Source organism: Burkholderia sp. PAMC 28687 (assembly GCF_001577465.1).
GTDB lineage: Bacteria > Pseudomonadota > Gammaproteobacteria > Burkholderiales > Burkholderiaceae > Caballeronia.
This window is the reverse complement of sequence record NZ_CP014505.1, coordinates 1,057,567-1,070,667: the sequence shown is the minus strand read 5'-3', so window position 1 is coordinate 1,070,667 and position 13,101 is coordinate 1,057,567. Positions and strand designations below refer to the sequence as shown.

The 13,101-nt window shown below is 62.2% G+C and carries 9 protein-coding genes and 1 riboswitch; of the genes, 5 read left to right on the top strand and 4 right to left on the bottom strand.

Going from position 1 to position 13,101, the window contains the following annotated elements; genetic code table 11:
* Positions 1-28: 28 nt before the first annotated feature.
* A complete protein-coding gene (locus AX768_RS04925; RefSeq protein WP_082778750.1) occupies positions 29-1,135 on the bottom strand; it encodes an EamA family transporter in 1,107 nt (368 codons plus the stop codon).
* A 117-nt stretch (positions 1,136-1,252) separates the two neighbouring features.
* On the opposite strand from AX768_RS04925, the gene AX768_RS32625 reads away from it, so the two are divergent.
* From AX768_RS32625 to AX768_RS04900, 5 genes are all read left to right on the top strand, one after another.
* Positions 1,253-1,543, top strand: a complete 291-nt coding sequence (locus AX768_RS32625; RefSeq protein ID WP_143325693.1) for a hypothetical protein — start codon at positions 1,253-1,255, stop codon at positions 1,541-1,543.
* Positions 1,537-1,667, top strand: a riboswitch (TPP riboswitch). (Overlaps the previous gene by 7 nt.)
* A 254-nt stretch (positions 1,668-1,921) precedes the next feature.
* Positions 1,922-3,853, top strand: a complete 1,932-nt coding sequence (gene thiC, locus AX768_RS04915) for a phosphomethylpyrimidine synthase ThiC (protein ID WP_061999018.1) — start codon at positions 1,922-1,924, stop codon at positions 3,851-3,853.
* Between the two features lie 219 nt (positions 3,854-4,072).
* On the top strand, positions 4,073-4,285 hold the full coding sequence (locus tag AX768_RS04910) for a glycine zipper 2TM domain-containing protein (protein ID WP_061999017.1): 213 nt from the start codon (positions 4,073-4,075) through the stop codon (positions 4,283-4,285).
* A gap of 188 nt (positions 4,286-4,473) precedes the next feature.
* Positions 4,474-4,929, top strand: coding sequence for a hypothetical protein (locus AX768_RS04905; RefSeq protein ID WP_061999016.1), 456 nt, complete (start codon positions 4,474-4,476; stop codon positions 4,927-4,929).
* 503 nt (positions 4,930-5,432) lie between these two features.
* The gene (locus AX768_RS04900) at positions 5,433-7,031 is read left to right on the top strand and encodes an L-lactate permease (protein WP_061999015.1); all 1,599 of its coding nucleotides are present in this window, start codon (positions 5,433-5,435) and stop codon (positions 7,029-7,031) included.
* Positions 7,032-7,046: 15 nt separating this feature from the next.
* On the opposite strand, the gene arfB is transcribed toward AX768_RS04900, so the two are convergent.
* From arfB to recB, 3 genes are read right to left on the bottom strand one after another with little or no spacing between them, the layout of a single operon-like run.
* Positions 7,047-7,451 carry an alternative ribosome rescue aminoacyl-tRNA hydrolase ArfB gene (arfB, locus tag AX768_RS04895; RefSeq protein ID WP_062000790.1) on the bottom strand — a complete coding sequence of 135 codons (405 nt, stop codon included), beginning with the start codon at positions 7,449-7,451 and terminating at the stop codon, positions 7,047-7,049.
* Positions 7,452-7,456: 5 nt separating this feature from the next.
* On the bottom strand, positions 7,457-9,424 hold the full coding sequence (locus AX768_RS04890) for an AAA family ATPase (RefSeq protein ID WP_061999014.1): 1,968 nt from the start codon (positions 9,422-9,424) through the stop codon (positions 7,457-7,459).
* Complete coding sequence (gene recB / locus AX768_RS04885; RefSeq protein WP_231941323.1) at positions 9,421-13,089, bottom strand: exodeoxyribonuclease V subunit beta; 3,669 nt, start codon at positions 13,087-13,089, stop codon at positions 9,421-9,423. The genes AX768_RS04890 and recB overlap by 4 nt, the downstream gene beginning before the upstream one ends.
* Positions 13,090-13,101 lie beyond the last annotated feature (12 nt).

Sequence of the window (13,101 nt, the reverse complement as noted above, 5' to 3'; positions counted from 1 at the left end):
GGCTCTTTTTTCGTCTTGCGCTCGAACCTCAAACCAGCCCGCGCCGCTTGTAATCGAACCAGAACGACAACCCCACGCTCGCCAGGATGATCAGCGTCGCCATGACGGTCCACTTCGTGATCACTTCTCCCAGGAAGAGCGCGCCGATCACCACGGCCACGACCGGATTCACGTACATGCAACTGCTCGCGATAATCGGGCTCGTGTGACGGATCAGGTATGCGTAAGCCACGTAGGCAGCCATCGAACCGACGAGCATGAGGTAGAGATACGACAGGAACGGCGTGAACGCCATGCTCACGATGCGCTCGCCAGATACCCACGCCACGATGGTCGCCATCAGCCCGCCCAGGCCGATCTGCAAGGCAGTCGATACCAGCAGATCCGAAGGCAGCTTGAGACGGCTCGCGAGATGAGAGCCGCCGGCCCAGAAGACCGCGCCGCAAAGAATAGCCAGGCTGCCTGCCGTGGAACCGGATGACGGATCGCCATGATTGAGCAATGCAATGCCGACCAGCCCGAGCCCGACCGCGACCCATTCTCCCTTCGCCACCTTGCGCCCCGCAATGGCGGCGATGACCGTAGCAAACAGCGGCACGGTCGCGACCATCACGGCGGCCGTTCCGGTTTCGACCGTACGCATGCCGAACGCGAGCATCCCGCTCGATAAACCCACAAGCAACGTTCCGACCAGCGCCGCGTTGCGGACTTCGGCGGCTTTCGGCCAGACCGGATTGCGCCGCGCCGCAAAAATGAACAAGCCGATGCCGGCGAACAGATTGCGCAATCCGGAAAGCATCAGCGGAGGAAAGGCTTCCAGCGACAAGTGCACGGCCATGTAGGTCGAGCCCCAGACCAGATAGACCACGAACAGCGCGAGCGCAATGCGCCCGCCTCTCGTTGCTGGAAGCCGGAAGGGGAAATAGCCGGGCAGGTTGAACGGACGGCGCTGAGGCGGCGCCGTTTCAGGCGAAAAAGCGTCTGGTTGCGTCGCGCCCGTCTCCTGGGTATCGGCGGTGGACTGCGGAAACGGCAACACGTCCGCCGAAGTCTGCGTCGCGGGCGGAATGTACTGCGAAGAAGACGAAGAAGCAGGTGTCGATGAAGACTGCGGCGGCGGCAACGACGTGGACATCCGTTACTCCGCGCCGCTGGCAGTATCGGCAGGCCGTGCGGCCCAATCCGAAGAAATGCTCGGAACCGCCGGCATCGATCCGGCCGGAAGGAACCGGCGACCCGATGAACGGCGCGCATGCCGCTCGAATATCGCGGCAAAACGGGCAAGGCAGAACAACATGTCGGAAGCAGCAAAAAAGGGTCGGGCATCACCATGCCGAAGCTCGGAACCGGCTCGAAAGCCGGCACGAACCGCCGCGCGCTTGAGGTGACACCGGGCAGCACGAAAATATTCGGGGCGCATCCGGGAAAACACCATGACAGCACGCAGTGGTCGCCATTATGCAGTAAGCGCCGCGCGCTTTCGCGAGATCGTTACAGATGGTTGCCAACACGCTACGCCGGGGTGTATTGTTGCGGCTGCTAACGCGGGGGTCCTGCGCTGCACATCGCAATCTGTCTGTCGGGATTGTCCGTGTGTCGCGGGTGAGAAATACCCTTTGAACCTGATCTGGATAATGCCAGCGCAGGGAAGCGTTCGGATTTTGCCGCGCCGGGGTCTTTCTGTTTCTTCTCGCGCATCCTCGCCAAATCCGCCGCCTTCTCTCTCTGCTTTTTCGTCGGTCTCCCGTTGCTAGCGTTTGGCTCAGCCGACTGTGTGCGTGCTTTCGATCCTCCCGCGATCGTCTTGCGAATTTCTTGTACGCGCGCCAGCCGGCTGGGAACACCGTCCCCATAGCAACCATCTGCATGGGACCGGACTGAGCGCCCAAGCGCCCAGTCCGGTCGACACAGGAGAAACCGCATGAACGCCAACCCGAAATTCCTGTCTGCTGACGCCGTCGTCGACGCCGCCGCCATCGCCCCGCTGCCCAATTCGCGCAAGATCTACGTGACGGGCTCGCGTCCCGACATCCGCGTGCCGATGCGCGAAATCACGCAATCCGACACGAACGAAAGTTTCGGCAGCGAGAAAAACCCGCCGGTGTATGTCTACGATAACTCCGGCGCTTACTCCGATCCGGAGGCCAGCATCGATATCCGTTCGGGCCTGCCGGCGTTGCGCCAGGCGTGGATAGAAGAACGCGGCGATACCGAATCGCTCAGCGGCCTCTCCAGCGATTTCGGCCGCGAACGCGCCGCCGATCCTGCCACCGCGGACTTGCGTTTCAAGGGTTTGCACCGCACGCCGCGCCGTGCGGTAGCGGGCAAGAACGTCTCGCAGATGCACTACGCTCGACAGGGCATCATCACGCCGGAAATGGAGTTCGTCGCGATCCGCGAGAACCAGCGCCGCGCGGAATATCTTGAATCGCTGAGGACAAGCGGTCCGAACGGTGAAAAGCTCGCGGCAATGATGGGCCGGCAGCATCCAGGGCAGGCTTTCGGCGCCAAGGCGTTCGGCGAAGGTGCGCCGAAGGAAATCACGGCCGAATTCGTGCGCGAGGAGATCGCCCGCGGCCGCGCGATCATCCCGAACAACATCAACCACCCGGAAAGCGAGCCGATGATCATCGGGCGGAATTTCCTGGTGAAGATCAACGCGAACATCGGCAATTCGGCGGTGACATCATCGATTGGCGAGGAAGTCGACAAGATGACGTGGTCGATCCGCTGGGGCGGCGACACGGTCATGGATCTCTCGACCGGCAAGCACATTCATGAAACGCGGGAATGGATCATCCGCAATAGCCCGGTGCCGATCGGCACGGTGCCGATCTATCAGGCGCTGGAAAAAGTGAACGGCAAGGCCGAAGACCTGACGTGGGAAATTTTCCGCGACACGCTGATCGAACAGGCCGAACAGGGCGTCGACTATTTCACGATTCACGCGGGCGTCTTGCTGCGCTACGTGCCGATGACCGCGAACCGCATGACCGGCATCGTCTCGCGCGGCGGCTCGATCATGGCGAAATGGTGTCTCGCGCATCACAAGGAGAGCTTTCTCTACGAGCACTTCGAAGACATCTGCGAAATCATGAAGGCCTACGACGTCAGCTTCTCGCTCGGCGATGGCCTGCGCCCCGGGTCCATCTACGACGCCAACGACGAAGCCCAGCTCGGCGAACTGAAGACGCTTGGCGAGCTGACGCAGATCGCGTGGAAGCACGACGTGCAGGTGATGATCGAAGGTCCGGGCCATGTGCCGATGCAGCTCATCAAGGAGAACATGGACCTGCAACTCGACTGGTGCGACGAAGCGCCGTTCTACACGCTCGGGCCGCTCACCACCGACATTGCGCCGGGTTACGACCACATCACGTCGGGCATTGGCGCCGCGATGATCGGCTGGTTCGGCACCGCCATGCTCTGCTACGTCACGCCAAAGGAACATCTGGGCCTGCCGAACAAGGACGATGTGAAGACCGGGATCATCACGTACAAGCTCGCCGCACACGCCGCCGATCTGGCCAAGGGTCATCCGGGCGCGCAGGTGCGGGACAATGCGTTGTCGAAAGCGCGTTTCGAATTCCGGTGGGACGACCAGTTCAACCTCGGCCTCGACCCGGACAAGGCGCGCGAATTCCACGACGAAACCCTGCCGAAGGACTCCGCCAAGGTCGCGCATTTCTGTTCGATGTGCGGCCCGCATTTCTGCTCGATGAAAATTACTCAGGACGTGCGTGAATATGCGGCTAAACAGGGGGTGTCGGATATCGAGGCGTTGAAGCAAGGCATGCAGACCAAGGCCATCGAGTTCGTAAAGAAAGGCTCGGAGATTTACCAACGGACTTAAAAACTCACGCACGATGAAAATGGAAACGGCCCGCCACATGCGAATGTGGCGGGCCGTTTGCTTTGTTCTGCGGAATCACCCGATCAGGCACTGTTTCTGCTCTCTAATTGAAAGAATCGGCGGGACCTGTTTTGTCGTCCGGGGAGGATGCGAGACAAGAACACGCCGATTCCGCGACACCTGTCACACCTTCTTGATTTATCGATTTGGAGAGTTGAAATGAACAAGATCAAACAGATTGGCGCTGCTGCTCTCGTGGTCGCACTTCTTGGCGGCCTGTCCGCCTGCGATCAAATGAGCACCCGTCAACGCGATACTGCCGTTGGCGCTGGCGTAGGCGGCGTGGCTGGCGCGGCCCTCGGCGGGAGCGCGCTTTCGACCGTTGGCGGAGCTGCGGCGGGTGGCATTATCGGCAATCAGGTTGGCAAGTAAGTTTTCGTAGAGAGCGCCCGATGGCTATTGGCCGCTTGTGATTCGATGCGGTTTCATCGTCATGAAACACGTCGAAATATTCGCGGCCTCACCAACGCTTTCCCACGTTTCAACGATGCGCTAGGCTCCTGGTATCAGTTTCTCGTTGTTCCGAACATCGCGTTTCTACGCAACCTAGGAGTCGAATCATGAACCCGAAGCTCGCAGCCGCAGCCCTCGTGGGCGCCTTGAGCTTAAGCGGCTGTTACTACGTGCCTTACGGATACTATCCGTCTTACCCCGGCTACCCCGCGTACGCCGGTCAGCCGGTGGTCGGCACGGCGCAGGCGCAACGTGAGATTCCTGTGGCGCCGGACGGGGCTTCCGGTTCGGCTCCTGCGCAGCAGTACGACAACACTCAAAACGCACAGCAGAATTCAAGCAGTTATGCCTCTGCCACGCCGCCGCCCGCAGGCTACGCGCCACCTCCCGCCTACTACCCGGCTTACCCTGTCTATGCCCCATATCCGGCGTATTACGGTTATCCGTATGGCTATGGATACGGCTATGGCGGTCCAGCGGTTTCGATCGGCTTTGGATTCTGGGGCGGTGGGCACGGCGGTGGTGGCTGGCATGGCGGTGGCGGCCACGGGCATTATCACTAAGGGTTCGGCTTAGTCCCACCTTACCCGTTTGATGTAACCGTTTCACACCAGCCGCGCCGAAGTAGCGGCTGGTTTGTCTGAAGGCGACGTTGCTCGGCCGGTAAAGCCCTTCAAGCCGATCTGGCACGGTTTTCGCTTCTGCCTCCGTCGAAAGCGCCGTTTCGCGCGCTCCGTCAGGGGACTCCTTATCATGCTGGTCTTTACGCTGATCCTTCTTTGGCTCGCAGCTTGCCTGGGCGTACTCTCCGTCTGGGTGCTGCGCGATGCGCCGTCCACAGATGCGTCGCCTGGCGCCGCCGTGCAAGAGCCGACCACTCAATAGAACGAGACAGCCGTGGGTATTCATCCCTTGACGTCTGTCCACATCGCCCTATCCTTAGTCGATACACGTTCGCCGATCACTTACTTAATGCGTTAAAAGCGCGCTGACGTCTGGATCGCAACCGCGATCGCCAGAATCGGAACTGCCGCGCGTCCTTGAAAAATAAGAACCAGGAGACGTTATGTTCCACCAGATTCTGACTCCAGTCAGCGGCTCGCTCGGCTGGTCTTTCCTCGTGGCGGCGCTGCCCATTATTGTCGTGCTCGTGTTGCTCGGATGGGCGCGCAGACCTGCGTGGCAGGCGTCTCTAGCGGGACTCGTCGTCGGGATCGTGATAGCGATCGGCGTGTGGCATTTCCCGGTAGGACTTGCTCTCGATTCTGTGGCGGCCGGCGCGGTGTTCGCCGTCTGGCCTGTGATGTGGATCGTCTTCGCGGCCATCCTGCTCTACAACATTGCACAACGCTCCGGCCGCTTCGAAGCATTCCGCATGTGGATGATCGATAACCTGCCGAACGACCGGCGCATCGTGCTGGTTGTCATCGGCTTTTCTTTTGGCGCGCTGCTCGAGGGTATCTCCGGGTTCGGCACGCCGATCGCGATCACGAGTTCGCTCTTGATCCTGCTCGGCTTTCCTACGCTGGAAGCGCTGACGTTCACGCTGATCTTCAACACGGCGCCGGTTGCGTTCGGCGCGCTGGGCGTGCCGATCACCGTGCTCGGCGCCGTTACTCACCTTCCCACCGATGCCCTCGCAAAGATGGTCGGCCGCCAGTTGCCGTTCTTCGCGCTGATGCTGCCGTTCTACGTGATCGGTGTCTACGCGGGCTTTCGCAACATGCTCAAGATCTGGCCGGTGCTGCTGGTTGCCGGCGGGACGTTCGCGCTCACGCAATTCGTGACATCGAATTTCATTAGTTACTCGCTGACCGATGTCCTGTCGTCACTCGTCTCCCTGATCCTCACGATCGCGTTCCTGCGCGTCTGGAAACCCGCACCCGATGAACGCTTTGCGGTGAACGTGGATCGCGTGGCGCAGACACGCGGCAAACTTTCCGGCGGACATGGCTGGGTGCCGTGGATCGTGGTGTCAGTGGTCGTGATCGTGTGGACGGTGGCAAAGATCTTCATGATCGGCGATGTAAAAGTGGCATGGCCCGGACTCGACAAAGCCGTCTTCATCACGCTCTACAACCAGCCATATGCCGCGATCTGGGATTTCCAGCCGCTCGCCACAGGCACGGCTATCCTGGTGGCGGCGATCATCACCGCGTTGATCGTGAAGCTGCCGGCGCGTGAATTCGGCGCATCGATCGCGGACACGTGGATTCAGACCCGCATCGCCATCATGACCGTGGCGACGATCGTCGGGCTTGCGTACCTGATGAACTACTCCGGGATGAACTACACGCTCGGCCTGGGCGTGGCGTCGGTGGGCGCGTTTTTCCCGCTGGTTTCCGCTTTCCTCGGCTGGGTTGCGGTGTTCCTGTCGGGCAGCGACACGTCCGGTAATGCGCTCTTCGGCAATCTGCAAGTGGTCGCCGCGCGACAGCTCAATCTCAATCCGATCCTCATGGCCGCGACCAATTCATCAGGCGGCGTGATGGGGAAAATGATCTCGCCGCAAAACATCTCGACAGGCGTTGCTACGACGGGACTCAAAGGCAAGGAAGGCGTGGTGTTCGCCAAGACGTTCAAGCATTCCATCCTTCTGACGGTACTGCTCGGCGTGCTCGTCTGGCTGCAGCAGAACGTGCTGACGTGGATGATTCCGCATTAAAGCTTTGGTGGCGGATCAATCGCCGACCACTCGCCCGCGCGTCGCTTTCACGGCGCCGCGGCGCACTTTTCCTTCGACTCTTCTCACCTGCGACGCACGCGTGGGTTTTGTCGCCACACGCGTGCGCCGGACGATACTCACACGCTGGACCATCTCGTCGAGCCGGGCAAGCGCCGCGGCGCGATTCATGTCCTGCGTTCGGTGCTCCTGGGACTTGATGATGATCACGCCGTCGCGCGTGATACGGCTGTCGCGCAACGCGAGAAGCCGCATCTTGATCGACTCGGGCAAGGACGACGCCCGTATGTCGAAGCGCAAATGGATCGCGCTGGATACCTTGTTGACGTTCTGGCCGCCCGCGCCTTGCGCGCGCACGGCGATCAGCTCGACTTCGTTCGGCTGAATTGCATAGTCGATCATGTAATTCACGATGCCGCCTCCACAATGCGTGCCGCCAGCCCCGAGTCACGCCGCGTCGGCGTCTGGACCGCATGCGCAAAAACCGCCGCCGAGCCGATCACGTCAACGCGGCTACGGGCGCGCGTGATCGCCGTATAAACCAGTTCCCGCGATAACACGCGGCCGAACGCGTTTGGCAACACGAGCGCGGCGTGATCGAACTCCGAGCCTTGCGATTTGTGGACCGTCAGCGCGAACGCCGTATCGTGAGGCGGCAGCGCAGCGGGCGAGATGGCGCGCAACGAGCCATCGGCCAGGCGAAAGCAGACCTGCATTGCGCCGCCGGGTGTTGGCAGCGCAATGCCGACATCCCCGTTGAATACGCCAAGCGCATAGTCATTGCGCGTGACGATCACCGGCCGGCCGGCGAACCATTGCGCGCCCGTAGCCAATGTCACCGAAGCCGCCGCCCGAACCCAGGCAGACACACGAGCATTGATCTCATCGACACCACGCGGCCCATGACGCGTTGCGGCAAGTATGCGAAAGCGGTTGAGGGCATCGAATAGCGGCGCTGCGTCACTTCCGGTTGCCAGCGCTTCGGCGAGCGCTCGGGCGTAGGGTTCGAAGCCGGCGTTGAGAAGCGCGAGCGTACGGTCGGCGAGATGCGGGCCGGCGTCATCGATGAGCGTTGCATCGCCCCCGGCCCACAACGCCGCAAGCGCTTCGTCCACCGAACCGCTGCGAATCGCAACTGACAACCTGCCGATATCCGATTCCAGCCCGAACCGGTAATTGCGCTGCAGCCATACCACGCAATCAGTCAGCGGGCTTTGCGCCTCCGCCATGGCGACGGCCGGCGCGGCCGGATGCCAGTCGAGTTCGGCGTAGGCGTCGCCCTCCGGCATGGGATACCACGCGGGCTCGAGGTCCGGCTCGACCGATAGCTGATCCTCCTCAGCCCTCGGCAACTCACCGATAAACCGTTCCACCGGCACCGGCAACGCCCCGGCTATCCGCTCCACGCCGCGCTGGCTGAAAACCAGCCGCGCGCTCAATTCCGCGAACACGGCGCCCGCTTCCACGGCCGCCAACTGATCCTTGTCGCCAAGCATGATGAGGCGAGCGTCCGGCGCAACCGCTTCGAGCAAGTGCGCGGCGAGCGCGACATCGATCATGGATGCTTCGTCGATCACGATTACATCGAACGGAAGCGGGTTATCGCGATGATGCCGGAAGCGCCCGTTCACCTGCGTGCCGAGCAGCCGTTGCAATGTGAACGATGTGCTGGGCAGGCGTGCAGCCAGTTCCGGCGGCAGACTGCCGGCGCGTTCGGCCAGCGCCTCCTGCATGCGCTGCGCGGCCTTGCCCGTTGGTGCCGCAAGCGCCACGCGCAAGGCGGGGTCCTGGTCGAGCAAACAGGCGAGCACGCCGACGACAGTCGTGGTCTTGCCTGTTCCGGGTCCGCCGCTCACGATCGTCAGGCGTCCCGACAACGCCACCAGCGCCGCTATGCGTTGCCAGTCGATGCAGTCGCCGGCGTTCTTTGATGCGGTGAAGTACCGTCCCACTCGCGCTTTCAATTCGTCTGGACCAACTGAGGCGAAGTCCGCCTTGGACCGTTCGACCAACGCCCGCGCGAGCCGCCGTTCATAGTCGAAATAACGCGCAAGGTAGATGCGCTGGCCCGAATCGATGACGAGCGGCAACAGGTCCGCAGCCACTTCCTCGCCATCACACACAACACCGCTCGCGAGCAAGGCCTCGCGCACAGTGCCGGGTTGGTCACCGTATCGGCGCGCCAATGCGGCGAGTGAAATGCAAACATGGCCCTGCGTCGTCGCCCGGCTTACGGCGAACGCGGCGCGCTGCGCCCATCGGGTGTTGCCGGCATCGCGTTGAAGGCGCTTCGACAACACGCCGATCCTGCGCGCGAAACCATCGGCGAGCGCCAGGCTTTCGTCGGCTATGAGATTCAGATCTGGCGCGTTCATGCGGCGACTCCTTGCATCAGGCGGTCGAGCGCCTCGATCAGTTCAAACGACGGCTTGCCGACATGCACGCCCGCAGGGTCGCTGCCATTGCGCCAATCCGGACGCACGCCGCGAATGAACAAATACAAATACCCGCCGATGTGCCGCTCGAACGCATATTCATGCAACCGGATCTTCAGATAGCGATGCAACGCGACCACATAAAAGAGCGCCTGCAAGTGGTAAGCGTGCGAAGCCATTGCAGCGTCCAGCGACGCACCGCTGTAATCGGCCGGTGCCAGACCAAGATGATTCGACTTCCAGTCGACGATCCAGAAGCGCCCCTCGTGTTCCACGATCAAGTCGATAAAACCCTTCACGAAGCCGCGCAAGGTTGCAGCTTCGAGTGCGACATCGGGGAAGCCGTGCGCGACGAGCACGCGCCGCAACGCTGCGAAATCCAGCGATTGCGCCGGGAACAGGAATTCGAGTTCGTTCATGCGGCGCTTTGGCGAAATCATGTCGAGCCGCATGCCCGGCACGAGTTCGGTCTTCACCGTGTCGGCGAGAACGCGCGACATCATCAACGGGAGATCCGTTTCCGGCGCGTCAAAAACGGAAAGCGGAACGGGATGTTCGTGCAAGGCTTTCTTGATGGCCTCAGGCCATGTCGCAGGCTCCGTGAAATCCGCCAGTTCGTACATCCTGTGCAGACACTCGCCTGCCGACGGTCCGCGCGGAAACGCGAGGATGTCGTCGGGATCGAGTGGAACCGGCGTCTCGGGCAACGGAGGTTCGAGAGACACTATCGCATCGATGCGGCCGTCGTGGTCCGGGCGTTCGTCGGCGGGTTGCGGCTGGTTCGATTCTTCGCGCGCGCCGGCCGCTATCATGGAACTGAAGCTCGCGGTACGCCAGCTATCGCGCAGCACACGACGACTCGTCCGCGGCTCGGGCGAAAACGCAGCATCGCGGCGCACGACCAGCGGTTCGCGGACATCGATGACCGGCAACGGCTCGACCGAAATCGATCCAGTCGCGAGCGCTTGCCAGGCGCCGATCACATTGTCCTCTTCAGGCGGCGCGGCCAGCCAGTCGCTGAACTCGCGGCCCGCTCCCGCGACCAGCCAGTTCAACACGCTGCGCCGCGATTCCTTCGCCGACTTGCCGATCAGGTACACGCCGCCCACCACATAACACCGATACACCGCGCGCGTCAGCGCCACATAGACCAGCCGCGCACGCTCGGCGGCCTGCTCGCGCGTCGCCAGGCCGGAAGCGCGCTCACCTTCTTCATCGGTATAGCCGTAATGCAGGACGGCTGCGCCTTCGTCGTGGTATTCGCGGGCATCGGGAAGGCCGGAAGACGGTGGATCGCGCAACGCGCCGTCGTTCAGGAACGGGCAAAACACGACCGCATATTCAAGTCCCTTCGATTTATGCACGGTGACGATCTGCACGAGGTTGCGATCCGACTCCAGCCGCAATTGCGCGTCCTCTCCCCCACTCTGCTCCGCGCGTTGCGCGGCGAGCCAGCGCAACGTCGGCGCAATGCCCGGTTGCACCGCGCCGCGCGCCTGGATCAGCTCGGCGAGATGGTTGACGTTCGTCAAGCGGCGTTCGCCATCCGGCCCGACCACCAGGCGCTGCGCAATGAACAACTCGCGCGCGAGCGTGCGCCACATGACCGCGAAGCCGCGCTCGTGCCACAACATGCGGTATCGCGAGAACCGCTCGACCCAGCTCATGGCGTCGGAGGCATTTTCTACGGTCTCGCCATGCTCCATGTTCCATAGCTCGGATGCATCGAGGCCGAGCCAATCGGTTGCAAGCGCGGCGCGAAGGCGACGCAGGTCGCCAGGGGTATCGATAGCCGCCAGCACGCGCTCGATCTGCTCGGCGTCGAGCGTGCCGAACACCGATGCCTGCGCCAATTCCACACTGCCCACGCCCCAGTTCGCAAGCACGCGCTTGACGAGACTGCCCTGCCGGTGAGTCTGCACGAGCACGGCAATCTGCCCCGGCGACAACGGCTTCTCGCCGATCAACACTTCGCCGTCCTGCGCACCGCGCAACAAGCGCACGATCTCGGCCGCGCATGCCTCGGCGGCTTGCCGGTTCGCGTTCGTCTTCGACAACACCGATTCACCTTGCGGCAAGAGCCACACGCAAAAATCGGCGGTATCGGAATACGCGGCTGACGGCGTGTCATCGGTGAAAGGTTCGCGCTCGCGCGTCCCCGCGCGCACGGGCTGATATGTGAGGCCATCGAGAATGAACGCTGTCGGATTCGTGCTGAAAATCCGATTGCAGGCGTCGATGATCGGCGCTGTCGAGCGCTGGTTGACCGCCAGCGTATATCTCGCCGATGCCTCTTCACGCGCCTTCAAATATGTATGCAGATCTGCCGCGCGAAAACTGTAGATGGCCTGCTTCGGATCGCCGACGAGAAACAGCGGCCCCTGCGGCGCAAAGATCTTGCTGAAAATGGCGAACTGCAGCGGATCGGTATCCTGGAATTCGTCGATCAACGCAGCCGGGTAGCGGGCACGCAGCGCGTCGGCGAGCCACGGGTTGGCGTCGAGCGCCTGATACAGGTTCGACAGCAGATCGTCGAACGAAACCACGCGACGCGTGCGTTTGCGCGCCGCCAGTTCGAGCGGCGCGTAATCGAGCCACTCACGCACGATCCCGAGCCACGCCGCGCGCTGCGCCGCTTCCGCGGCAGCAGCGGCGGCAGCGAGCGTCTCCGCATGGTCGAAGAACACGTGCGCGGGCGGCTCGTTCTTCACCTTCGTGCCTTTTTTCAACGCGCTTGCGGTGAGCTTCAGCGCTTCCTTCGGGGGCGCCGCGTGACAGTCGTTATCGGCGAAATAATCGGACCATGCGGCAATCGCGGCGTCGATCAATGCACGCTTGTGCGTGGTCTTGCTGAGCTTCGCTTCGGCATCGACGAGCAATTGCACGATGGTCGCGCGCTCTGCATGCCAGAGCGCGCAAGCCGTGTCGAACAACACCCGTGCGTCTTCCCGCACGCCTGATTCCATTTCGCCCCAGCGCAGCGCCGCCAGCGGTTTTTTCAAGCGGCGCGAAAGCTGTGCATCGAGCGATGCCGGCCCGGCGCCCTTGCTCACCAGCCACGCAGCGAATGACGAGTCACGCGCCGCGGCGGGCTCGACCCGTTCACGCCAGAAGTCTGCCGCCATTTCGAAACGCAACGCGCTGTCGTCGGCTTCGAGTTCGAACGCGAACGGCATGGTTGCCGCAAACGGCGCCTCTTGCAGCGCGCGCTGGCAGAACGCGTGAATGGTGTGGATAGCGGCCTGATCGAACGTGTGCAGCGCAATCCGGATACGCTTGAGCGCTTCTTCCGGATCGACACGCTCGAGCGTCGTTTCGAACAGGCGCTCGATGAATGCGTCACCCGCCGCGTCGCCTGTTTCCATTGCATGCGCGATCTGCACGAGCCGCGAACGGATGCGTTCGTGCAATTCGGCCGTCGCCGCCTTCGTGAACGTGACGACGAGAATCGCGTCGGCGGCGAGCTTCTTTTCGAGCAGCAGCCGGACATAAAGCGCGCAGATGTTCCAGGTCTTCCCTGTCCCCGCCGATGCTTCGATCTGGTTCACGCCATCGAGCGGACACTCGAAGACATCGAGTTCGCCGATGCTCACGGTCGTTGCCATATTTGTTGCCAT